This is a genomic window from Streptomyces sp. NPDC052773, from assembly GCF_044547145.1.
Taxonomy (GTDB): domain Bacteria; phylum Actinomycetota; class Actinomycetes; order Streptomycetales; family Streptomycetaceae; genus Streptomyces.
This window is the reverse complement of the sequence record NZ_JBITZX010000012.1, coordinates 242,112-263,465: the sequence shown is the minus strand read 5'-3', so window position 1 is coordinate 263,465 and position 21,354 is coordinate 242,112. Positions and strand designations below refer to the sequence as shown.

Sequence of the window (21,354 nt, the reverse complement as noted above, 5' to 3'; positions counted from 1 at the left end):
GTGTGGCTGACCTGGAAACGTTCCGCGGCCCGCCGCAGTGGCCAGCCGTCGTCCACGACACACCGGGCCAGACGCAGCCTGCCGGTCGGCGTCAGCGGGGCGTTACGGTGGGACACGAGGGCCTCCTGGCGGTCGGCGGTAGATGTCGCAATCCACACCGAACCCAGAAGGCCCTCACCCGTTCAAGCACCCAGCACGCGTGTCACCAACGTCCCGGGACAGCACACCTAGAGCCGGGGCACGTTGCGGAGGTTGGAGCGGGCCATCTGGAGCATCTTGCCGACGCCGCCGTCCAGGACGATCTTGGAGGCGGAGAGGGCGAAGCCGGTGACCATCTCCGCCTTGATCTTCGGCGGGATGGACAGGGCGTTGGGGTCGGTGACGACGTCGACGAGGGCGGGGCCCTTGTGACGGAAGGCGTCCTTGAGCGCGCCGGCCAGCTCCTTGGGCTTCTCGACGCGTACGCCGTAGGCGCCGCAGGCGCGGGCGACGGCAGCGAAGTCGGGGTTCTTGTTGGTGGTGCCGTAGGAGGGGAGTCCGGCGACCATCATCTCCAGCTCCACCATGCCGAGCGAGGAGTTGTTGAACAGCACCACCTTCACCGGCAGGTCGTACTGGACGAGGGTGAGGAAGTCGCCCATCAGCATGGAGAATCCGCCGTCCCCGGCCATCGCCACGATCTGGCGGCGGCGGTCGGTGAACTGGGCGCCGATCGCCATCGGCAGCGCGTTCGCCATGGAGCCGTGGGAGAAGGAACCGATGACGCGGCGGCGGCCGTTGGGGGTGATGTAGCGGGCGGCCCAGACGTTGCACATGCCGGTGTCGACCGTGAACACCGCGTCGTCGTCGGCGACTTCGTCGAGGACGGCCGCCACGTACTCGGGGTGGATGGGCACGTGCTTGTCCACCTTGCGGGTGTACGCCTTGACGACGCCCTCCAGCGCCTCCGCGTGCTTCTTCAGCATCTTGTCGAGGAAGCGCCGGTTCGTCTTCTCCTTCACCCGCGGGATCAGGCAGCGCAGCGTCTCCTTCACGTCGCCCCACACGGCGAGGTCCAGTTTGGAGCGGCGGCCGAGGTGTTCGGGGCGTACGTCGACCTGGGCGATGGCGACGTCGTCGGGCAGGAACGCGTTGTACGGGAAGTCGGTGCCGAGCAGGATCAGCAGGTCGCATTCGTGGGTGGCCTCGTAGGCGGCGCCGTAGCCGAGCAGGCCGCTCATGCCGACGTCGAACGGATTGTCGTACTGGATGTGCTCCTTGCCGCGCAGGGCGTGCCCCACCGGTGACTTGATCTTCTCCGCGAGCGCCATGACCTCGGCGTGCGCGCCGGCGGTGCCGCTGCCGCAGAACAGGGTGACCTTCTGGGCCCGGTCGATCAGGTCGGCCAGCTTGGCGATCTCCTCGTCGCCGGGCCGGACCGTGGGCCGGGCGGTGACCAGGGCGGTCTCGACGGCCTTGTCGGGGGCCGGTTCGGCGGCGAGGTCGCCGGGGAGGGAGACGACGCTGACGCCGGAGCGGCCGACCGCGTTCTGGATGGCGGTCTGGAGGAGGCGGGGCATCTGCTGCGGGTTGGAGATCAGCTCGCAGTAGTGACTGCACTCGCGGAACAGCCGGTCGGGGTGGGTCTCCTGGAAGTAGCCGAGCCCGATCTCGCTGGACGGGATCTGCGAGGCGAGCGCGAGGACGGGGGCCATGGACCGGTGGGCGTCGTACAGGCCGTTGATGAGGTGCAGGTTGCCGGGACCGCAGGAGCCCGCGCAGGCGGTCAGCTTCCCGGTGATCTGGGCCTCGGCACCGGCCGCGAACGCGGCGGTCTCCTCGTGCCGTACGTGGATCCACTCCAGGGCGGAGTTGCGGCGGACCGCGTCGACGACGGGGTTGAGGCTGTCGCCGACGACGCCGTAGAGGCGTTTCACCCCGGCGCGGGCGAGGATGTCGACGAACTGTTCGGCGACGTTCTGCTTGGCCATGGATCCCTGAGCCCTTCGCTCGGCGGCACGTGCGGCGGTCGGCCCCTCGGTCCATGAATCCACACCGCGCGCGGTTACGCCTCCCACACGGCCGCCGCCGTACGGTCGTCGGCGTACCCCTTCACCCGGAGCTGGGTGTCGGCGAGGAACGCGGCGAGGCCCGGCGGCTCCGGGTGCGACCACCGTTCGGTCAGGTGGGCGGGGAGTTCCGGTTCGCCGCGCAGGGGCTCGGCGAGGCCCGCGGTGCACATCAGCAGGACATCACCCGGACGGGCGACGGAGGCGCGGAAGCGGAAGGGTTCGCGGGGCGGCTCGGGGGCCGGTTCGAAGGGGCTCGGGGGTGTGGGGATGCCCAAATCCATGGTGAGCCGGTCGCCCTCCGGGGTCTCGGACGGCGGCGAGCCGAACCCGACGACGGGCTCGCCGGCGGCCTCGACGACCTGCGGTTCGATGTCCTGCCAGCCGCCGTCGCGGAGCCGGAACAGGCCGCCCGCGCCGACGCCGAAGAAGACCCGGGTACGGCACTGGGGGTCGGCGGGCAGCAGCAGGCAGCGCAGGGTGGCCGCGTACTCCTCCGGGCGCAGGCCCTGGTCGGCGGCGCCCGCCCGGAGCTTGCCGAGACTGCGGTCGGTCAGCCGGTGCAGCCCGGACTTCAGATCGCCCCGACGGCCGGCGCGGATGTCCTCCGCGAGGCGGGCGTGGCTGCGGCCGACGGCTCTGCCGATCCACTGGCAGACCTCGGCGGCGGCGCGGTGCGCGCGCGGCGTCGCCCGCGCGCCCGTGGCCATCGCGACCAGCAGCAGCGCCTGGTCGCCGGTGCCGAAGCGGGCGGTGAGCAGCGCGTCGCGGCGCGGTTCCCCGCGGTACCGGGCGGAGTCGCCTCGCACGGAGACGGCGCGCAGGGTGCAGGTGCCGTACCGGGCGCCGTCGAGCACGGTGTCGGGCACGAGGTCACCGAGATCGTCGGGGTCGGCGGCGGGGAGGGCGGTGGGCTCGGGGTCGTAGGTCGGGGGGCCGGAGCCGACGTAGGCGAGGGGGGTGGGTGTGGGGGGTGCGGGCGGTGAGGTGTCGGGCGAGGGGGGCTGTGACGGCGGCGGGGGTGGGGGCGGCGGCGGGGCGGGGCTGCCGGTCGTCGAGACGGTGGGGCCGTGGGGCGGGCGGGGGGCGGGCGTGGGCTGCGGGATGGGGCCGTCCGGCTGAGAGGCGGGACCGCCCGGCTGAGAGGCGGGACCGCCCGGCTGAGAGGCGGGACCGCCCGGCTGAGGGACCGGACCGCCGGGCTGAGGGGCGGGCCGCTCCGGCTGTGTGGCGGCGGGCCCTTCCGGCCGGGGCGCGGGCCGCTCCGGCGGGGGCGCGGGCCGCTCCGGCCGGGGCGCGACGGGCGACTCCGGGCGCGGTGCGGGCACCCCCGGTCGCAGTGCGGGCACCCCCGGTCGCGGTGCGGGCGCATCCGGGCTTCGTGCGGGCGCTTCCGGGCTCGGTGCGGGCGGCTGCGGGCGCGGCGCCTGGCCGCCGCGTGGTGCCGGTACACGGGGTGGTGGTGCGGGCGGGCCGCCGGTCACCGCGTCCGACGCGGAGGCGAACCGGTCGTCGAGCGAGTCCGGTGTGGGCGCGGGGCCCGTGTCCTCGACGGAGTCGTCGTACAACTGCCCCCACCAGTCGTCGGAGTGACCGGCGGGCCTTCCCCCCTGCTGGCTCATGCCGCTCATTGTCCACCGCTGACGGCGGATGAAAACGGGGCATCGGGAAAAATGCCGTACGCCGTGACGCGCCGGACGGCGTGTCGGGGGAGGCGTCGAACAGCGGTGCGGGCGGCGAGGGTTGGTGGCCGCCGGGCGGTTCCACCCCCCACGGGAGAACCGCCCGGCGGCGGCGTGAGACCCGGCCCCCGTCGGCGCCGGTGACCCCACCTTGGCAGAGCGTGAGCGGCACCGGCGATGATGTCCGGCGGCGGGTTTGCGCCGTGGCCGGTTTCCGCCACGCGTGGACACCGCGCGGTCTGCGGTACGGGTGGTCGGGGAGGGGCGGAGTCGGGTGCTGGGAGCGATAGGCCTGGACGAGCGGCATGAGGCGGCGTACCGCGCGCTGGTCGCGGTCGGTGCCGCCGACGTCCCAGGCCTGGCCCGCCGGCTCGCCCTCGGCGAGCAGGACACCGAGCGGGCGCTGCGCGCTCTGGAGCGGCACGGGCTGGCCGCCCAGTCCTCGGCCCGCCCCGGCCGCTGGGTCGCCGCCCCGCCGGGGGTGGCGCTGGGCGCGCTGCTGGCCCAGCGGCGGCACGAGCTGGAGCAGGCGGAGCTGGCGGCGGCGCTGCTCGCGGAGGAGTACCGGGCGGCGGTCGCCGAACCGGCCGTGCACGACCTGGTCGAGGTGGTGATCGGCGCGTCGGCGGTCACCCAGCGGTTCTTGCAGGTGCAGCTGGGGGCGAGTGAGGAGGTGTGCGCGCTGGTCACCGGGGATCCGGTGGCCGTGACCGGCATGGAGAACGACGCCGAGGAGCAGGCCGCCGCCCGCGGGGTGCGCTACCGGGTGGTGGTCGAGCGGGCCGTGCTCGACCGGCCGGACGGCATCACCGAGCTGACCGCCGCGCTCGCCCGCGAGGAGCAGGTGCGGGTGGTGGACCGGGTGCCGACGAAGCTGGTCGTCGCCGACCGCGCGCTGGCGCTGGTGCCGATGACCCACCCCGCCGCCGAGCCAGCGGCGCTCGTCGTGCACGCGAGCGGGCTGCTGGAGCTGCTGTCGGCCCTGTTCGAGTCGGTGTGGGAGCGGGCGCTGCCGCTGCGCCTCGGCGCGTCCGGCGTCGCCGAGCAGGGCCCGGACGCCCCCGACGGCACGGACCTGGAGATCCTGTCGCTGCTGCTGGCGGGGCTGACCGACGCGAGCGTCGCGAAACAGCTGGACCTGGGCCTGCGCACCGTACAGCGCCGGGTGAAGCGGCTGATGGAGCTGACCGGTGTGACGACCCGGATGCAGCTGGGCTGGCACGCGTACGAGCGGGGCTGGGTGGCGCGCGAGCGGCCGTGACGCTCCTGGTGCCCGGTCTGCGGGCGGGGCGCTTAGGGACTGCGGGGCGGGGCGGGGTCCGGCACTCTGAAGTCATGGGAGTGTGGGAGCTCCTGCTGGTCGGCCTGGTCATGCTGCTCGGCCTGTGCGGAGTGCTGCTGCCCGGAGCGCCGGGCTCGTGGCTGGTGTGGGCCGCGGTGCTGTGGTGGGCGCTGAAGGATCCCCGGCCGGTCGCCTGGTGGGTGCTGGTGGGCGCCACGGTCGCGCTGCTCCTGTCGCAGGTGGTGCGCTGGGCGCTGCCGCCCCGCCGGCTGCGGGCGGGCGGGGCGACACCCCGGATGGCGGTGTACGCCGGCGTCGGCGCGCTGCTCGGCTTCGTCCTGCTGCCGGTGCTGGGCGCGGTCCCCGGTTTCCTGGGCGGCGTCTACCTGTGCGAGCGGCTGCGGCTGGGCCGGGCCGGTGAGGCCCGGGCGGCGCTGCGGACGGCGATGCGCGCGGGCGGCTGGAGCGTGCTGACGGAACTGTTCGCCTGCCTGCTGATCACGGGGGCGTGGCTGGGCGCGGTGCTCTGGGCCTGATCCGGCCACGCAGTGGGCGCGGATCGAGCCTGTCGTGCCCGACCGGGCACCGGACCGGGGTTCTCTTCAGCCGAAACCGATGATTTCCTGCTGGAGCGCGGCAGACGTGGCGGGCGGCGAGGTGGCCGCACCGGAAGGCGGGGCCGGCGCAGTGATGGCGGATTTGCCCCGCTCCATGGTGAGCAGCCACACCTTACGGTCGAGGCCACCCGCATAGCCGGTGAGCGCGCCGGTCGCGCCGATGACCCGGTGGCAGGGGCGGACGATGAGCAGCGGGTTGGCGCCGATCGCGCCGCCGACGGCCCGGACGGCGGCGCGGGAGGCCCCGATCCGCGCGGCGATCTCGCCGTAGGTGGTGGTCGTCCCGTAGGGGATGGTGTCGAGCGCCTCCCAGACCCGCTCGCGGAAGGCGGTGCCGTGCGCCCGCAGGGGCAGGTCGAACTCCTTCAGGTCGCCCGCGAAGTACGCGGCGAGCTGTTCGGCGGCCTCGCGGAACGGGCCGGCGTCCGCCCGCCAGTCGTCCCGCACCGTCCGGCCGCCCTTCTGGCCGGGCACGGACAGGGAGGTGAGCGCTCCGCTCGCGTCGGCGGTGAGCAGGAGCCGTCCGACGGGGCTGTCGAGGTGCGTCCAGTACGTGTTCACGGGTTACTCCCACTCCCCTGCTGCGCGCAGGTGTCGGACGGCGTACGAGCGCCAGGGGCGCCAGGTGTCGGGGATGTCCGCGCCGGGCGGGGCGACGTCCGGGTCGCCGAGGGCGCGGGTGCGGATGACGGCGACGGTCGCGGCGTCCAGGCCGGGCAGGGCGAGCAGCGCGGCCTGCGCGTCGTCGCGGTCGGCGCCGGGGTCGAGGCGTACGGCGCCGTCGGCGAGGGCGGCGGCCAGCGCGCCGAGGGGACCGTCGGGTTCGGCCTCGGCGAGGACGGCCGGTTCGGGGAAGAGGTGGGTGAGGCCGCCGCAGGGCGCGTCGAGCGCCTTGCCGTACCGCCGTACCAGCTCCCCGGCGGCCGTACGGCCCACCAGCGCGCGCACGGCCAGCTCCTCCGGGTCCGCGGCGCCCGGCGACCGCAGCCCGGGCCGGGCGGCGACCAGCGGACCGAGCCGGGGGTCGGCGCCCAGCCGCTCGTCGACGGCGTACGGGTCGGCGTCGAGGTCGAACAGCCGCCGCAGGCGCTGCACGGCGGTGGTCAGATCACGGAGGTCGGTCAGGTGCAGCCGGGCGTCGAGCCAGCCGCCCGGATGGGCGACCGCGCCGCGCGGGCGTGCGCTCCCCCGGCGTTCCTCGACCGCGACGATGCCCGTCCCGTAGGGGAGCCGGAGCGTACGGCGGTACACGCGGGCCCCGGCCGGGCCGCTCACCTCCTCGGCCCCGGGGACCGCCTCGCCCTCCAGGAGGTCGAAGACGGGGCCGGCCTGGTAGGGGCCGCGGTGGGCGAGGCGCAGCGGGATGCCGGCGGTGGGGGTGCCGGAGCGCCGGGCGGTGCGGCCGGACGACCTCGGCGCGGCGGCGCGCAGCGCGGTCGGCGTCATGGCGTACACCTCCCGGATGGTGTCGTTGAACTGGCGGACGCTGGCGAAGCCGGACGCGAACGCGATCTCGGTGACCGGCAGCGTCGTGGTCTGCAGCAGGACGCGCGCGGTGTGCGCCCGCTGGGCGCGGGCGAGGGCGACCGGGCCCGCGCCCAGCTCGGCGGTGAGCTGCCGCTGGACCTGGCGCGCGCTGTAGCCCAGCCGGGCGGCCAGTCCCGCGACGCCCTCCCGGTCGACCACGCCGTCGCCGATCAGCCGCATGGCCCGGCCGACGACGTCCGCGCGGACGTTCCAGTCCGCCGAGCCGGGTACGGCGTCCGGCCGGCACCGCCGGCAGGCCCGGAACCCGGAGCCCTGCGCGGCGGCGGCCGTCGCGAAGAACCGCACGTTGCACCGCTTCGGCGTCACCGCCGGGCAGCTGGGCCGGCAGTAGATGCCGGTGGTCCGGACGGCGAAGAAGAAGGCCCCGTCGAACCGGGCGTCCCGGCTGCGCACGGCCTCGTACCTGCTGTCGTCGTCCGTCAGGGGGTCCCTGACGGAGGCCCTCACGGAGTCCATCACGGGATCCAGTCTCCGTCACGGCGCGGGACGCGGCTGGCGGAAATCGGACATGGCGTCCGGATGCTCGGGGTGCGTGCCCCGGACGCCATGTCCTTCCCGTCGTCCCTCTACCGCCACCCCCTCCGCTTGGCCTCCATCGCCGCCCGGCCCTCCGCGCCCTTGCGCTTCCAGTCCCGGCGCAGTTCGGCCCGGACCCGGGCGTCGGTCTTGGCGACGATCCACTGGTTCTCGCGCTTGAGCTTGCGGTAGCTGTCCAGCCGGCGGGCGGGGAGGTCCCCGCTGTCGACGGCGGCGAGCACCGCGCAGCCCGGCTCCGCCTCGTGGGCGCAGTCGTGGAACCGGCAGTCCTCGGCCAGCTCCTCGATCTCGGAGAACACCTGTCCGACGCCGGTCTCGGCGTCGTAGAGGCCCACGCCCCGCAGTCCGGGCGTGTCGATCAGCACTCCGCCGCCCGGCAGGGCGAGCAGATTGCGGGTGGTGGTGGTGTGCCGGCCCTTGCCGTCGACGTCCCGGGCGGCCTGGACGCTCATCACGTCCTCGCCCTTGAGGGCGTTGGCGAGGGTGGACTTGCCCGCACCGGACTGGCCGAGCAGCACGGACGTGCCGTTGCCGAGGACGGCGACGAGCACGTCGAGGCCGTCCCCGTCGTGCGCGCTGACGGTCAGCACGGGGACGCCCGGCGCGCTGGTCTCCACGTCCTGGACGAGGTGCGCCAGCGTCACCGGGTCCGGCACGAGGTCGGCCTTCGTGAGCACGACCACGGGCTGCGCCCCGGACTCCCAGGCGAGCGCCAGGAACCGCTCGACCCGGCCGAGGTCGAGTTCGACGGCGAGGGAGACGGCGACGACGGCGTGGTCGACGTTGGCCGCGAGGATCTGCCCCTCGGACCGCTTGGAGGAGGTGGACCGCACGAACGCGGTGCGCCGCGGCAGATACGCGCGCACGTACCGCGGGTTGCCCGTGGGGTCGACGGCGACCCAGTCGCCGGTGCACACGACCCGCATCGGGTCGTGCGGGGTGACGAACGCGGTGTCCGCACGGAGGACGCCGTCGGCGGTGACGACGTCGCACTGGCCCCGGTCGACCCGTACGACCCGTCCGGGCAGCAGCCCGTCGGCGGCGTACGGGGCGAACGCGTCCGCCCAGGAGGCGTCCCAGCCGTAAGGGGCGAGGGCGGACGGCACAGCGGAGGTGGAAGTCAAGGGAGAAGCCCTTCACAAGGGCGGTCCCGGCACCGAAGGCAGTCGGTGTGAGATCAGCCGGTGACCGCGGAGGTGGACATGATGAACTCCTGGATGCGGGCAGCGCCCATCACAGAGACAGCCATCGGTCACACCTCCCTTCGTCGCTCAGCTTGTCGCGGCAGCCGTCGGCCGCCGTGTCCGCCCCACCGTAGAGGGGGCGTCCCGGCGGCGCCACCGAATATTCGCCCCGCTCCGGCGTTCGGCTATCCGGCTTCTCCGGCCGCCGCGCAGGGCCGGCCGTCGAGGGTGAAGTCGTACGCCGGGGCGTTGCGGCCCTGCCAGGAGGCGAGGAAGCCGAAGGAGAGGGTGCCGTCGGCGGGGACCGTCTTGTTGTAGTCGGCGGCGCGGGCGGTGACGCGGGAGCCGTCCTGGGCGTACGTCGCGTCCCACATCTGGTTGACGCGCTGGCCGTCGGGGAAGGTCCACGCGACGCGCCAGTCGTCGAGGGCGCGTTCGGTGTGGACGGTGACGGTGGCCTGGAAGCCGTCGGGCCACTGGCCGGCGAGGTCGTAGGAGACGCGGCAGGCGGGGTCCTCGGTGCGGCCGGGGTCCGGGGCGGGCGCGGCGGGGGTGGTGGCGGCGGTGTCCTGGGGCGCGGGGGCGGGGCTGGTGTCCCGGCGGTCCGGCCCGGTGGTGGTGGCGGCCGGGCTCGTGGGCGTCCGGGTGGCGGGGGCGGGGCCGGCCTTCCGGGAGGCGGACGGGGACGGGGCGGACGAGGCCGAGGCGGACGGGCGGGGGTCGGCGACCGGCTGGCGGTCGGCGGTGTCGCGGGGAGGGGCGGCGGTGCGGTCGCCGGTGGTGCCGAAGGGCATCAGGGTGACCGCGAGCGCCAGCGCGGAGACGAGGACGGCGGCGACCAGGAGCCCGTTGCGCAGCACGCGCGGCTGGGACGCGCCGTGTTCCTCCGGGTCGTGGTCGGGGGCGTCGGGGCGCCCCGCGCCGAGCCGTACCTCGGCGGCGCGGCGGCGGCGCTCCAGATAGGCGAGGCCGCCCCAGCCGATCACGCCGCCGGCGAGGGCGGCGGGCAGTGCGCCGCGGTGTGGCCGCAGGCAGGCCGCGGCCTCGGCGCAGGCCACGCAGCGCGCGAGGTGCCGGGACAGGTCGTCGGGGGTCTCGGCGGCCGGGGTGCGGGTGACCGCGTCGAGCAGCCGGGCGTAGCGGGCGCACTCGGCGTCGAGCGGGGCCTCGAGGTGGGCGCGCCGGCAGCGGTCCCGGAACAGGCGGCGTACCTCGTCGAGTTCGGCGGTGGCACCGGCCGGGTCCAGGCCGAGCCGCCGGGCGACCACGGGCAGTGGCAGCGCCTCCACCTCGGCGAGCCAGAGCAGGGCCGCGTCGGGTTCCTGGAGGTCGCGCAGGGCCCGCAGGGCGAGGGGGCGGCGCTGCGGGGGCCCGGTGTAGCGGGCGGCCTTGTCGGAGGTGAGCCACAGCCGCAGGTCGGGGTCGAGGAGGTGGCCCTCCCCCGCGCTCTCCCAGGCGGCGGCCGTGGTGCGTACGGCGGTCAGCAGCAGCGGGATGCGCGGCAGCCGGGTGGGGCGGCGGCCGGTGCCGCGCGGCAGGGCGGGGCCGGGGTCACGGGCCTCACGCAGCCCGCGGGCGAAGGCCTCCCGGGCAAGCCGGGTCGCCGCGGCGGAGCCGGAGGTGCACAGGTCGGCGTAGGAGAGGACCGTGTCCCAGCACTCGGTGAACAGCGCCGCCTCGGTGGCGTCCTGGGGAGCGGGCAGGTCGGGCATGTGTCTCCTGCGTGCGCATGCGAGGTCAACTCACCACAGGAGCAAGGGGAGTTGTGGGGCACCTCGGGGGCGGGACGACCCTTTCACGGTTCCCCCACAACTGACAAGCGCTGTCCTTGGGTTCACTGTCCGGCAGGAACCGCCTCCTCGGCGGGGAGGCTGTCCATGAAGGAGCTGACGGAGAAGACGGCGCGGCCGGGACCGGGCGGGCCGTAGCCGGGCGGGGAGCTCAGGCCGAACTCGTCCATGGTGGCACGGTAGGCCTCCAGAAGCCGGATGTGGTACTCCAGCGGCGCGCCCTGCGGGTTGGCCTTGCCGAGCGGGGTGGTGGGCTCCGGGCACCAGGTGGTGAAGCGGGGCGTGATGCCGTGCGACATGAAGAAGCGCAGGCCCTCGGTGGTGGAGGCGATGGCCTCGTCGACGGTGGTGAAGCCGTGCGGGGCGGCCATCTCCACGCCGGCCACGAAGTTGGGGATGACGTTGCGGGCGCCGAAGACGTCCGCGGAGTCGAGGATGCGCTTGTGCCACTCGTCGCGGCCGACGTAGCGCTCCTTGCCGGGGCAGTACAGCTCGAACAGACGGCGGTCCCACACCTCGTAGTTGGGGTGGTAGATCTGCACGCCGTAGTCCTTGAACCGCTGTACGTCGGCCTTGGGCAGCGCCTGGGCGACGACCTTGCCGATCCAGCGGCCGGGGAAGCGCTCCTCGATGGCCTTGGCGTAGTGGCCGTAGAAGTCGGCCTCGTCGCGGCCGGCGACGGTCTTGGTGATGGCTCCGCCGGTGAGGGTGTACGCGGTGGACGCCTTCTGGGTGTCGTACCGGTCGATGATCTCCAGGGCCTCCAGCACCTCCTCGACGTCCTTCACGCCCGTGTAGGGCCGGCCGGCGGCCTTGTGCTGGCGCCAGTTGTGGTTGATGTCGCAGTACTGGCACTCCTCCTTGGCGCCGAAGTACTGGCAGACGCGGAAGACGGTGAGGTAGATCAGGTAGCCCCACTGGATCGTCGGGGCCACCTCCATCACGGACTTCCCGTTGGAGAGGGTGTGCCGGTAGTACTCCGGCATCGGCGGGACGCCCACGTCGGCGATGCGCTTGCCGTCGAGGTAGAGGCCGAGCATCCCCTCGTCGTCGGCGGCGACCCGGTACGGGGAGGCGGGGTTCACCCGTACGGACACGACGGTCCGGCGCAGGTCGTACGGCCCTCCGGTGAGGATGATCTCCTCGGGCGGGCGGCGCAGCGCGGCCTCGCCCAGCTCGGGCAGGGTGCCGTGGTCGAAGGAGAAGATGAAGTACGACTTCGGCTTCACCTCCCCGTCCTCGTTGTCGCTGAGCGCGGACGGGTCGAAGGCCACACCTCCGCGCAGCAGGTCCTCTTTGAAGACCGCCTCCCGCGGCACATGCGGGAAGCGCTCCATCAGATCCTCGACGAGCGCGGTGCGGCTGCCCATCCCGTGTCTCCTCCCTGCGGCGATTCCGTGTGCGGCGTGCGACTCCTCACGGTATGCCCCATGCCTTCGGGGGTGTGCAGGCGGGGTCGGTCCGCTTCCGTCTCCCAGCGGGCACGGAAAGCGCTCTCCGCCGCTCGTTACACTGCCTCCTCCGCGATTCCCGGGGAGGGACCACCGCATGACCGAGACGGCACCCGTGACCGATGAGACCGCGACCGTGACCGGTGAGACGGCGACTTCGACCGGTGAGACGGCGACTGCGACCGGTGAGGCCGCGCCCGTGACGAACTGGGCGGGCAACATCACCTACACCGCCAAGGAGCTGCACCGCCCCCGTTCCCTCGACGCGCTGCGGGCGGTCGTCGCGGAGAGCGCCCGGGTGCGGGTGCTCGGCAGCGGGCACTCGTTCAACGAGATCGCCGAGCCGGGCCCCGAGGGGGTGCTGCTGTCGCTGGCGGAGCTGCCGCCCGCGATCGACGTGGACAGCGCCGGGCGTACGGTCCGGGTCTCGGGCGGTGTCCGGTACGCGGAGCTGGCCCGGGCGGTGCACCGGCACGGGCTGGCGCTGGCGAACATGGCCTCGCTGCCGCACATCTCGGTGGCGGGTTCGGTGGCGACCGGGACGCACGGGTCGGGGATGGGCAACGGGCCGCTCGCGGCGGCCGTGCGGGAGGTGGAGCTGGTCGTCGCCGACGGGTCGGTCGTGCGGATCGCTCGCGGGGAGGAGCGGTTCGGCGGCGCGGTGACCGCGCTGGGCGCGCTCGGGGTCGTCACCGCGCTCACCCTCGACCTGGAGCCGGCGTTCGAGGTGGAGCAGTACGTGTTCACCGAGCTGCCACGGGAAGGCCTGGACCAGGCCGGGTTCGAGGCGGTGATGGGGGCGGCGTACAGCGTCAGCCTGTTCACCGACTGGGGTGCGCCCGGCTTCCGGCAGGTGTGGGTGAAGCGGCGCACCGATCAGCCGTACGCCGGGTTCGACCGTGCCGCGCCCGCGACCGAGCCGATGCATCCGGTGCCGGGGATGCCGGCCGTGAACTGCACCGCGCAGTTCGGGGTGGCGGGGCCGTGGCACGAGCGGCTGCCGCACTTCCGGGCCGAGTTCACGCCGAGCAGCGGGGACGAGCTGCAATCGGAGTATCTGCTGCCGCGGGCGTCGGCGGTCGAGGCGCTGGACGCCATGGCCGGGATCCGGGACGCGGTCGCCCCCGTGCTCCAGACCTGCGAGATACGCACCGTGGCCGCCGACGAGCAGTGGCTGAGCCCCGCCCACGGACGGGACTCGGTGGCCCTGCACTTCACCTGGGTCGCGGACACGGCGGCCGTGCTGCCGGCGGTCCGGCGGGTCGAGGCGGCGCTGGACCCGTTCGGGGCGCGACCGCACTGGGGCAAGGTGTTCACCGTGCCGCCGGCGGTGCTGCGGGAGCGGTATCCGCGGCTCGGGGGCTTCGCCGCGCTGGCCGGGGAGCTGGACCCGTCGGGTAAGTTCGCCAACACGTTCGTACAAGGCGTCCTGGACGCCCGTGGGTGAGGGAATGCCGCCCGACCTGGGCGGCGGACTTTATAAAGCCCCTTTCCAAAGCCCTTGTCGAAAGGCGCCCTTCCCCCATAGCCTTGCGGCGCGCCGGTGCCGCCGTGCCCGGCCGCGCACGGACCGAAGGACGGGGGGCAGACCCGGTGAAGCGCACATCCCGCGACATCCGCACCGCGAACCGCTATGAGGTGCTGCGCCAGATCATCGCCGAGTCCCCCACCTCCCGGCAGGAGCTGGCCGCCGCCACCGGACTGAGCCTCGCCACGGTCGCCACCCTCGTCGGCGAACTGCTCGACCTGGGGATGATCACCGAGGTGGGCTTCGAGGACTCGGCGGGCGGGCGCCCCCGGGGTCTCGTCGCCGTCAACGCGTCGGGGGGCGCGTTGATCGGCGTGGACATCGCGGAGACGTACGTCCATGTCGAACTATTCGATCTGGCGCTGAACGTGCTGGCCCGCGCCGACGAGGACATGCGGCCCGGCGAAAGCCGCCCCGAGCAGGTCGTCGGCCATGTCGCGGCGGCCGTCGGCTCGGTGGTCGCGCAGGCCGGCGTGGAGGGCGCCCGGGTGCTGGGCGTCGGGGTGAGCGTGCCGGGGCAGGTGGACCGGGACACCGGGGTCGCGGAATACGCCCCCAACTGGGACTGGCACGACGTGCCGCTGCTCGACCTGCTCACCGAGCACATCGCCTACCCCCTCCACCTGGACAACCCGCTGCGCGCCTGCGCGGTCGCCGAGCTGTGGTTCGGGGCCGCGCGCGGACGCGGGGACGCCGTGGTGGTGAACCTCGGGACCGGGGTCGGCGCGGGTCTGGTGCTGGGCGGCGGGCTGCACCGCGGGGTCAGCAACAGCGCCGGCGAGTGGGGGCACACCACGCTCGTCCTGGACGGCCGGCTGTGCCACTGCGGCAACCACGGCTGCGTGGAGACGTATGTCGGCGCGCCCGGGATCATGCTGAACCTGCGTGAGCTGAGCCCCGGCAGCACGCTGCTGCACCCGGAGGACCAGACCGCCACCGTGAACGCGCTGGCACGCGGGGTGGCGGAGGGCGATCCGGTGGCGGTCGAGGTGGTCCGGGACACGGCCCGCTATCTCGGCGCCGCCATCGCCGATCTGGTCAACGTGCTCAACCCCGAGGTGGTCGTGCTCAGCAGTTGGGTCGCGGCCACGCTCGGCGAGCCGCTGCTCGCGGAGGTGCGCGAGGCCGTCGCCCGGCACGCGCTCAGACGTCCGCTGGCCGCCACCGAGATCGTCCTCTCCCCGATCCCCACCGACCCGGTGTGCCTGGGCGCGGCGACGTTCGCGCTGGAGGGCGCGCTGCAGTCGGTCGGGCAGAGGGCCGTACGCCGCACCACCGCCCCGGCGAGGAGCCGTACCGCACCGTCTTCGTGACGCCACCATCGGCGCGTCCGGCGCCTGGTGGGTCAACGACCTGAAGCACGTCGCCCCGAAGGTCCGGGCGCGGACCTGATCGGTTGGTGACGGGCCCCGCCGCCCCGTCACGTTCGGCATCCCGAACGTGACGCAACGTTTCGAACAGACTTCGTCCAACCCCTTGCCGAAGCCTTAGCCGAAGGTTAGCGTCCGGCACCGACCTCAGCCGCACTCGACAGACAAGGACGTCAGCATGTCGGCATTCAGCAACACCTCATGGGACCGCCGTTCCGTCCTGCGGGCCGCTATGGGACTGGCCGCCGCCGGCGGGCTGGCCGCGTGCGGCGGCAACAACGGCCGTGGCGGCGGCTCGGGTTCGGGCAAGAACCTCGTCCAGTACTTCCACGCGTACGGCGAGCCCGGCACCGAGCAGGCCGTCAAGCGGTACGCGAAGGCCTACCGGGAAGCGAACGTCAGCACGCAGTGGATCACCGGCGAGAACTTCGAGAGCAAGCTGTTCTCGGCGCTGCTCACGGACAGCGCGCCGGACCTGTTCGAGTTCCACCCGCAGATCCAGCTCGTGCGCAGCGGTCAGGTGGCGGATCTGACGGACATCGTCGAGCCGGTGAAGGACGACTTCAACCAGGCCGACATCGCCTCGCACACGGTCGACGGGAAGATATACGGCGTCCGGATGATCGACGACCCGCAGTTCTTCTTCTACCGGAAGTCGATGTTCGAGAAGGCCGGTGTCGACGTCCCGACGACGCTGGACGAGCTGATCGAGGCCGCCGCGAAGCTGACGACGGACAAGGTCAAGGGCGTCTTCCTCGGCAACGAACTCGACGCGGTGGTAAGGCCGTTGATCTGGGCGGCCGGCGCCGACACCCTCGACGAGAAGAACCGGATCGCGTACCACACCGAGGGGGTCAAGGAGGGTCTGGTCAAGCTGCGCAAGCTGTTCACCAGTGGTGATCTGCTGCTCGGTGCCCCGACCGACTTCTGGGACCCGTCCGCGCTCAACCAGGGCCTGACCGCGATCCAGTGGTGCGGCATGTGGGCGATGCCGCAGATGCAGCAGGCGCTCGGCGACGACCTCGGCGTCTTCCCCTTCCCGAAGGTGACGGACGCGGGCAGGCCCTCGGTGTACAACGGCGGTTGGTCGATGTTCGTCAACGCCAAGGGCAAGAACGTCGACGCGGCCAAGGAGTACGTGAAGTGGCTGTGGATCGACCAGAAGGAGTACCAGGAGGACTGGTCGCTCTCCTACGGCTTCCACGTCCCGCCGCGCCTGTCGATCGCCGAGTCCGCCGAGAAGCTGAAGTCGGGGCTGCCCGCCGAGGGTGTCCGCCTCTTCAACGAGTACGGCCACTTCGACAACATCGGCTTCACCCAGGCCATGATCGACGCGATCGAGGACGTGGTCGGCGACTGCGTCCGCGCGGGCGGTGACCCGGAGGCCGCGCTGGACAAGGCCGACGGCAAGATCAACCGCGAGCTGAAGAAGCTCTTCGGATAGGCCGGCGGACGGGGAACCACGTCATGTCGACCACCACCACGCGCGACCTCGAGGGCCCCGCCCCGGCCTCCGCGGCCGCCCCGGCCCGGCCGCGTCGGGGGCTCAGAGGCAGCGCCACCGCCAACTTCTGGCTCTTCACCGGCCCCTTCCTCATCGGTCTCGCGGTCTTCGTCTACATCCCCATCGGCTGGAGCCTCTGGCTCTCCTTCTTCGACGCCCGGTTCACGGTCACGCCGAGCGAGTTCATCGGCTTCGACAACTACCGGTACATGCTGACGCACGACGACTTCATGGGGTCGCTCGTCACCTTCACCGTCTTCGCCGCGTTCATCGTGCCCACCACCTGGGCGTTCTCGCTGGCGCTCGCGCTGATGGTGAACCGGCTGCGGTTCATGCGGGCGTTCTTCCGGTCGGTGTTCTTCCTGCCGACGGCCGTGAGCTACGTCGCCGCCTCGCTCATCTGGAAGATGTCGATCTTCAGCGGGGTCCGCTTCGGTCTGATGAACACCGTCCTCGGCTGGTTCGGCGCCGAGGACATCGCCTGGCTGGCCAGCCCCGAACCGCCGTGGTACTGGCTGGTCATCGTCACCGTCCGGCTGTGGCTCCAGGCCGGGTTCTTCATGATCCTGTTCCTGGCGGCGCTCCAGAACATCCCGCAGGAGCTGTACGAGGCCGCCGCCATCGACGGGGCGAAGCCGGGCTGGCAGACCTTCCGGCACATCACCCTGCCCCAGCTGCGGGCCACCTCGACGGCCGTGATCCTGCTGCTGCTCGTGCAGGCGTACCAGGCCTTCGACGAGTTCTTCAACCTCCTTTCGAACGCCACCTGGGGCCGCCCACCACTGGTCGAGCTGTATTACGTCGCCCTCGGCGAGAACCAGGACTACGGCGCCGGCAGCGCGGGCGCGGTGATCCTGACGCTGTTGCTCTGCCTCGTCACCCTGCTGCAGGGCAGGTTCATGGGCTTCGGAAGGGGTGAGGAGTCCAAGTGACCGCCACGACTCCCGGACTCGACAGGCCGGCCCCCGCACCGGCCGGGCCACTGCGCGCACGGCGCGGCGGTGTCATGGGCTCCGCCGGGCTGTATCTCGCGACCGGCGTCGCCGCCCTGCTCTTCCTCGTCCCCTTCTATCTGATCGTCCGCAACGCCCTGATGACGGACCGGGAGATCACGGGCGAGGAGTGGAAGTTCTTCCCCACCGACATCCAGTGGGGCAACATCACCGAGCCGTTCGACGATCCGACGGTCGACTTCGCCCGCTCCCTGTGGAACTCCGCGGTCGTCGGCGTCCTGCACACGGCCGGCACGCTGCTGGTGTGCTCGCTCGCCGGATACGGCCTGGCCCGCATCCCGTACCGGCACGCGAACAAGGTGTTCTACGCCGTGCTGGCGACGCTGATGGTCCCGACCGCCGTCACCTTCGTGCCCAGCTTCGTGCTGGTGTCGTCGCTCGGCTGGGTGGACACCTACCGCGGACTGATCATCCCGGGCCTGTTCAGCGGTTTCACCTGCTTCCTCTTCCGGCAGTACTTCCTGGGGTTCCCCAAGGAGCTGGAGGAGGCGGCGCGCGTGGACGGCCTGGGCTACTGGGGCGCGTACTGGCGGATCGTCGTGCCGAACTCGCTGAACTTCTTCGCGGCGATGGCGACGATCACGTTCATCAGCGGCTGGAACGCCTTCCTGTGGCCCCTGGTCATCGGCCAGGACCCGAGCGCGTGGACCGTGCAGGTTGCGCTCTCCTCGTACATGACGAACCAGACCGTCAACTTCCATCTGATCTTCATGGCCACGGCCATTTCCATCCTGCCCCTGGTGTTCGTGTTCCTCTTCCTCCAGCGCTGGCTGGTCCAGGGGATCGCGCAGACCGGAATCAAGGGCTGACCAGGGCTGACCTAGGAGACCGATGTCCTTGCGCACCACCTCCCCCGCCTACGTGGAGGACGTCTCGCCGGGCCGCGGCACCCTGCCGCCGCGCGCCTGGTACGCGTCCTCCGACGCGCCCGCGCTGTCCCTGAACGGCCGCTGGCGCTTCCGGCTGTCCGCGACGGCGGACGCCGAGGACGACTCGTTCGCCGACCCCGGCTACGACGCCGGGGACTGGGCGGAGATCGCGGTCCCCGGCCACTGGGTCCTCCAGGGCCACGGCGCGCCGATCTACACCAACCACCTGTACCCCTTCCCGGTCGACCCGCCGCACGTGCCGACCGAGAACCCGACCGGTGACCATCTGCGCGTCTTCGACCTGCCGGACGGCTGGCCGGCGGACGGCGGCGCCGTGCTGCGCTTCGACGGCGTGGAGTCCTGCGCCCGGGTCTGGCTGAACGGCACGGAACTGGGCGAGTTCAAGGGCTCGCGGCTGCCGCACGAGTTCGCGGTCGGCCATCTGCTGGAACCGGCCGGCAACGTGCTGGCGGTCCGGGTCCACCAGTGGTCGGCCGGTTCCTACCTGGAGGACCAGGACCAGTGGTGGCTGCCGGGCATCTTCCGCGACGTCACCCTGCTGCACCGCCCCGAGGGCGCCGCCGGCGACTTCTTCGTGCACGCCTCGTACGACCATGTCGGCGGCGCGGGCACCCTGCGCGTCGACTCCGAGGTCGCCGGGCGGGTCACCGTCCCGGAACTGGGCGTCGACATCGCGACCGGCGAGGCGGTCACCGTCCCGGTGGAGCCGTGGACGGCGGAGACACCCCGGCTCTACGACGGGGTGCTGGCCACACCGGGCGAGCGGGTGCCGCTGCGGATCGGGTTCCGCACCGTCGTCCTCGAGGACGGGCTGATCAAGGTCAACGGCAGGCCGGTCCTCTTCAAGGGCGTCAACCGGCACGAGTGGCACCCCGAGCGCGGGCGCGCCCTCGACCCGGAGACGATGCGTGAGGACGTGCTGCTGATGAAGCGGCACAACGTCAACGCGGTGCGCACCTCGCACTATCCGCCGCACCCGGCCTTCCTCGACCTGTGCGACGAGTACGGGCTGTGGGTGATCGACGAGTGCGATCTGGAGACCCACGGTTTCGTCGAACAGGGCTGGCGGGACAACCCCGTCGCCGACGACCGCTGGACCCCGGCCCTGCTGGACCGGGCCGCGCGCATGGTCGAGCGGGACAAGAACCATCCGTCGGTGGTGATCTGGTCCCTCGGCAACGAGGCCGGCACCGGGCGTGGCCTCACCGCGATGGCGGAGTGGATCCACGGCCGGGACGGCTCCCGGCTGGTGCACTACGAGGGCGACCCCGACTGCCGGGACACGGACGTGTACTCGCGGATGTACGCCTTCCACGACGAGGTCGAGCGGATCGGCCGCGGCCTGGACGGCGGCACCCGCAAGCGCCGCGAACTGCCCTTCATCCTCTGCGAGTACGCGCACGCGATGGGCAACGGGCCCGGCGGACTCGCCGACTACCAGCGGCTGTTCGAGTCGTACGACCGGCTCCAGGGCGGCTTCGTCTGGGAGTGGATCGACCACGGCATCAGGCACCCGGAGCTGGGTTTCGCCTACGGCGGCGACTTCGGTGAGGAGTTGCACGACGGCAACTTCGTCTGCGACGGGCTGGTGTTCCCGGACCGCAGGCCGTCGCCGGGGCTGGCCGAGTTCAAGAAGGTGATCGAGCCGGTCCGGATCGAGGGCGACGGGGGCGGCACGGTCCGGGTGACCAACCGGTACGACTTCGCGGATCTCTCCGGGCTGGCCTTCACGTGGTCGTACGAGGTCGACGGCGAGATGGTGGAGTCCGGTCCGCTGTCCGTGCCCGCGTCGGCGCCGGGCGAGTCGGCGGAGGTGAAACTGCCGAGGCCGCCGGCCGACGCCCCCGCCGGCGCGGAGACCCGGTGGACGGTGCGGGCGCGGCCGGCGAAGGCGACCGCGTGGGCGTCCGAGGACCATGTGGTGGCGTGGGGGCAGGTGCCCGTCACCGAGCGGCCGGTGCCGTCCGTGGCACCGAGCGCCCGGCCCTCGGCGAGCGGAGGGGTGATCCACCTGGGACCCGCCTCCTTCGACCCGCGCACCGGGGCGCTGCTGGCCGTCGGCGGCATGGAGGTGGCGGACCTGCGGCTGGACGTGTGGCGGGCGACCACCGACAACGACAACGGGGCGCCCTGGCAGCCCGACGCCCGCTACGGCCTGCTGTGGCGGAAGCTGGGCCTGCACCGGATGCGGCACCGGCTGGACGGGGTGGACTCGACCGGCGAGGCGCTGACCGTGCGGACCCGGGTGGCCCCGGCCGCCTCCGACCTCGGGCTGCGCACGGTCTACCACTGGACGTCGGACGGCGAGCGGCTGAAACTCGCCGTCTCCGTGACACCCGAGGGCGACTGGACGCTGCCGCTGCCCCGGCTCGGCATCCGGTTCGGGCTGGCGCGGGCGGACGCGGTGACCTGGTTCGGGGGCGGGCCGGGTGAGGCGTATCCGGACACCCGGGCGGCGTCGATGGTCGGGCGCTGGCGGTCGACGGTCGACGACTTGCAGACGCCGTACGTCCGCCCCCAGGAGAACGGTGCCCGCGCCGACGTCCGCTGGGCGGAGCTGGGCGGGCTGCGGATCGAGGGCGACCCGGTGTTCTGGTTCAGCGCCCGGCGCTGGACGAACGAGCAGCTGGACGCGGCGGAGCACCTCACCGACCTCACCGCGGGTGACACAGTGTGGGTGAACCTCGACCACGGGCAGATGGGCATCGGCTCCCAGTCCTGCGGTCCCGGCGTGCTGCCGCGGTACCACCTGCGGGCCGAGCCGGCCGCCTTCGCCTTCGTCTTCTCGGAGGTCGGCGGCTGACGCGCCGCGGCCGGCGGGTCCCCAGGTGGGTGACCGGCCGGCCGCTCGTGGGGGCGGGCGCCCTGGGTCAGGGGCGGCTGCTCCGGGTGTCCCCTGCGGGCCAGGCT

15 protein-coding genes and 1 pseudogene are annotated in these 21,354 nt (G+C 73.1%); 8 read left to right on the top strand and 8 right to left on the bottom strand.

Annotation, left to right across the window (positions count from 1 at the left end; genetic code table 11):
- The 3 genes and pseudogenes from ACIG0D_RS25815 to ACIG0D_RS25805 all read right to left on the bottom strand — a co-directional run.
- Positions 1-116: pseudogene (locus ACIG0D_RS25815) on the bottom strand (IS481 family transposase); the annotation flags it as partial.
- 111 nt (positions 117-227) lie between these two features.
- Complete coding sequence (locus ACIG0D_RS25810; RefSeq protein ID WP_399805266.1) at positions 228-1,970, bottom strand: pyruvate dehydrogenase; 1,743 nt, start codon at positions 1,968-1,970, stop codon at positions 228-230.
- 74 nt (positions 1,971-2,044) lie between these two features.
- Positions 2,045-3,670, bottom strand: coding sequence for a protein phosphatase 2C domain-containing protein (locus ACIG0D_RS25805; RefSeq protein WP_399805263.1), 1,626 nt, complete (start codon positions 3,668-3,670; stop codon positions 2,045-2,047).
- A 334-nt stretch (positions 3,671-4,004) separates the two neighbouring features.
- On the opposite strand from ACIG0D_RS25805, the gene ACIG0D_RS25800 reads away from it, so the two are divergent.
- Positions 4,005-4,991 (top strand): winged helix-turn-helix transcriptional regulator, encoded by a 987-nt coding sequence (locus ACIG0D_RS25800; protein WP_399805260.1) that lies wholly within the window; start codon positions 4,005-4,007, stop codon positions 4,989-4,991.
- A 74-nt stretch (positions 4,992-5,065) separates the two neighbouring features.
- Positions 5,066-5,548, top strand: a complete 483-nt coding sequence (locus ACIG0D_RS25795; protein WP_399805257.1) for a DUF456 domain-containing protein — start codon at positions 5,066-5,068, stop codon at positions 5,546-5,548.
- Between the two features lie 66 nt (positions 5,549-5,614).
- On the opposite strand, the gene ACIG0D_RS25790 is transcribed toward ACIG0D_RS25795, so the two are convergent.
- The 5 genes from ACIG0D_RS25790 to ACIG0D_RS25770 all read right to left on the bottom strand — a co-directional run bounded on the left by ACIG0D_RS25790 (position 5,615) and on the right by ACIG0D_RS25770 (position 12,058).
- The gene (locus tag ACIG0D_RS25790; RefSeq protein WP_399805255.1) at positions 5,615-6,190 is read right to left on the bottom strand and encodes a methylated-DNA--[protein]-cysteine S-methyltransferase; all 576 of its coding nucleotides are present in this window, start codon (positions 6,188-6,190) and stop codon (positions 5,615-5,617) included.
- A 3-nt stretch (positions 6,191-6,193) separates the two neighbouring features.
- Positions 6,194-7,633, bottom strand: a complete 1,440-nt coding sequence (locus tag ACIG0D_RS25785) for a DNA-3-methyladenine glycosylase 2 family protein (RefSeq protein ID WP_399805252.1) — start codon at positions 7,631-7,633, stop codon at positions 6,194-6,196.
- Between the two features lie 110 nt (positions 7,634-7,743).
- Complete coding sequence (rsgA, locus tag ACIG0D_RS25780) at positions 7,744-8,838, bottom strand: ribosome small subunit-dependent GTPase A (protein ID WP_399805250.1); 1,095 nt, start codon at positions 8,836-8,838, stop codon at positions 7,744-7,746.
- Between the two features lie 245 nt (positions 8,839-9,083).
- A complete protein-coding gene (locus ACIG0D_RS25775) occupies positions 9,084-10,610 on the bottom strand; it encodes a cellulose binding domain-containing protein (RefSeq protein ID WP_399805247.1) in 1,527 nt (508 codons plus the stop codon).
- A 122-nt stretch (positions 10,611-10,732) separates the two neighbouring features.
- Positions 10,733-12,058 (bottom strand): radical SAM protein, encoded by a 1,326-nt coding sequence (locus ACIG0D_RS25770; protein WP_399805244.1) that lies wholly within the window; start codon positions 12,056-12,058, stop codon positions 10,733-10,735.
- A gap of 178 nt (positions 12,059-12,236) precedes the next feature.
- Between ACIG0D_RS25770 and ACIG0D_RS25765 the strand changes: the two genes are divergently transcribed.
- The 6 genes from ACIG0D_RS25765 (at position 12,237) to ACIG0D_RS25740 (ending at position 21,247) form a co-directional block, all read left to right on the top strand.
- The gene (locus ACIG0D_RS25765; RefSeq protein ID WP_399805241.1) at positions 12,237-13,586 is read left to right on the top strand and encodes an FAD-binding protein; all 1,350 of its coding nucleotides are present in this window, start codon (positions 12,237-12,239) and stop codon (positions 13,584-13,586) included.
- Between the two features lie 146 nt (positions 13,587-13,732).
- On the top strand, positions 13,733-14,980 hold the full coding sequence (locus ACIG0D_RS25760; protein WP_399805238.1) for an ROK family transcriptional regulator: 1,248 nt from the start codon (positions 13,733-13,735) through the stop codon (positions 14,978-14,980).
- 235 nt (positions 14,981-15,215) lie between these two features.
- The gene (locus tag ACIG0D_RS25755) at positions 15,216-16,481 is read left to right on the top strand and encodes an ABC transporter substrate-binding protein (RefSeq protein WP_399805235.1); all 1,266 of its coding nucleotides are present in this window, start codon (positions 15,216-15,218) and stop codon (positions 16,479-16,481) included.
- 23 nt (positions 16,482-16,504) lie between these two features.
- Positions 16,505-17,473 carry a carbohydrate ABC transporter permease gene (locus ACIG0D_RS25750; protein ID WP_399805231.1) on the top strand — a complete coding sequence of 323 codons (969 nt, stop codon included), beginning with the start codon at positions 16,505-16,507 and terminating at the stop codon, positions 17,471-17,473.
- Positions 17,470-18,363: a carbohydrate ABC transporter permease gene (locus ACIG0D_RS25745; RefSeq protein ID WP_399805228.1), complete on the top strand. Its 894-nt coding sequence runs from the start codon at positions 17,470-17,472 to the stop codon at positions 18,361-18,363. Before ACIG0D_RS25750 ends, ACIG0D_RS25745 begins: the two co-directional genes overlap by 4 nt.
- 22 nt (positions 18,364-18,385) lie before the next feature.
- Positions 18,386-21,247 carry a glycoside hydrolase family 2 TIM barrel-domain containing protein gene (locus tag ACIG0D_RS25740; RefSeq protein ID WP_399805225.1) on the top strand — a complete coding sequence of 954 codons (2,862 nt, stop codon included), beginning with the start codon at positions 18,386-18,388 and terminating at the stop codon, positions 21,245-21,247.
- Positions 21,248-21,354: the final 107 nt, after the last annotated feature.

Coding starts and splice junctions, on each gene's coding strand:
- ACIG0D_RS25740 (WP_399805225.1), top strand. CDS start 18,386: ATGTCCTTGCGCACCACCTCCCCCGCCTACGTGGAGGACGTCTCGCCG.
- ACIG0D_RS25755 (WP_399805235.1), top strand. CDS start 15,216: ATGTCGGCATTCAGCAACACCTCATGGGACCGCCGTTCCGTCCTGCGG.
- ACIG0D_RS25785 (WP_399805252.1), bottom strand. CDS start 7,633: ATGGACTCCGTGAGGGCCTCCGTCAGGGACCCCCTGACGGACGACGAC.
- ACIG0D_RS25810 (WP_399805266.1), bottom strand. CDS start 1,970: ATGGCCAAGCAGAACGTCGCCGAACAGTTCGTCGACATCCTCGCCCGC.
- ACIG0D_RS25765 (WP_399805241.1), top strand. CDS start 12,237: ATGACCGAGACGGCACCCGTGACCGATGAGACCGCGACCGTGACCGGT.
- ACIG0D_RS25775 (WP_399805247.1), bottom strand. CDS start 10,610: ATGCCCGACCTGCCCGCTCCCCAGGACGCCACCGAGGCGGCGCTGTTC.
- ACIG0D_RS25750 (WP_399805231.1), top strand. CDS start 16,505: ATGTCGACCACCACCACGCGCGACCTCGAGGGCCCCGCCCCGGCCTCC.
- ACIG0D_RS25770 (WP_399805244.1), bottom strand. CDS start 12,058: ATGGGCAGCCGCACCGCGCTCGTCGAGGATCTGATGGAGCGCTTCCCG.
- ACIG0D_RS25795 (WP_399805257.1), top strand. CDS start 5,066: ATGGGAGTGTGGGAGCTCCTGCTGGTCGGCCTGGTCATGCTGCTCGGC.
- ACIG0D_RS25805 (WP_399805263.1), bottom strand. CDS start 3,670: ATGAGCCAGCAGGGGGGAAGGCCCGCCGGTCACTCCGACGACTGGTGG.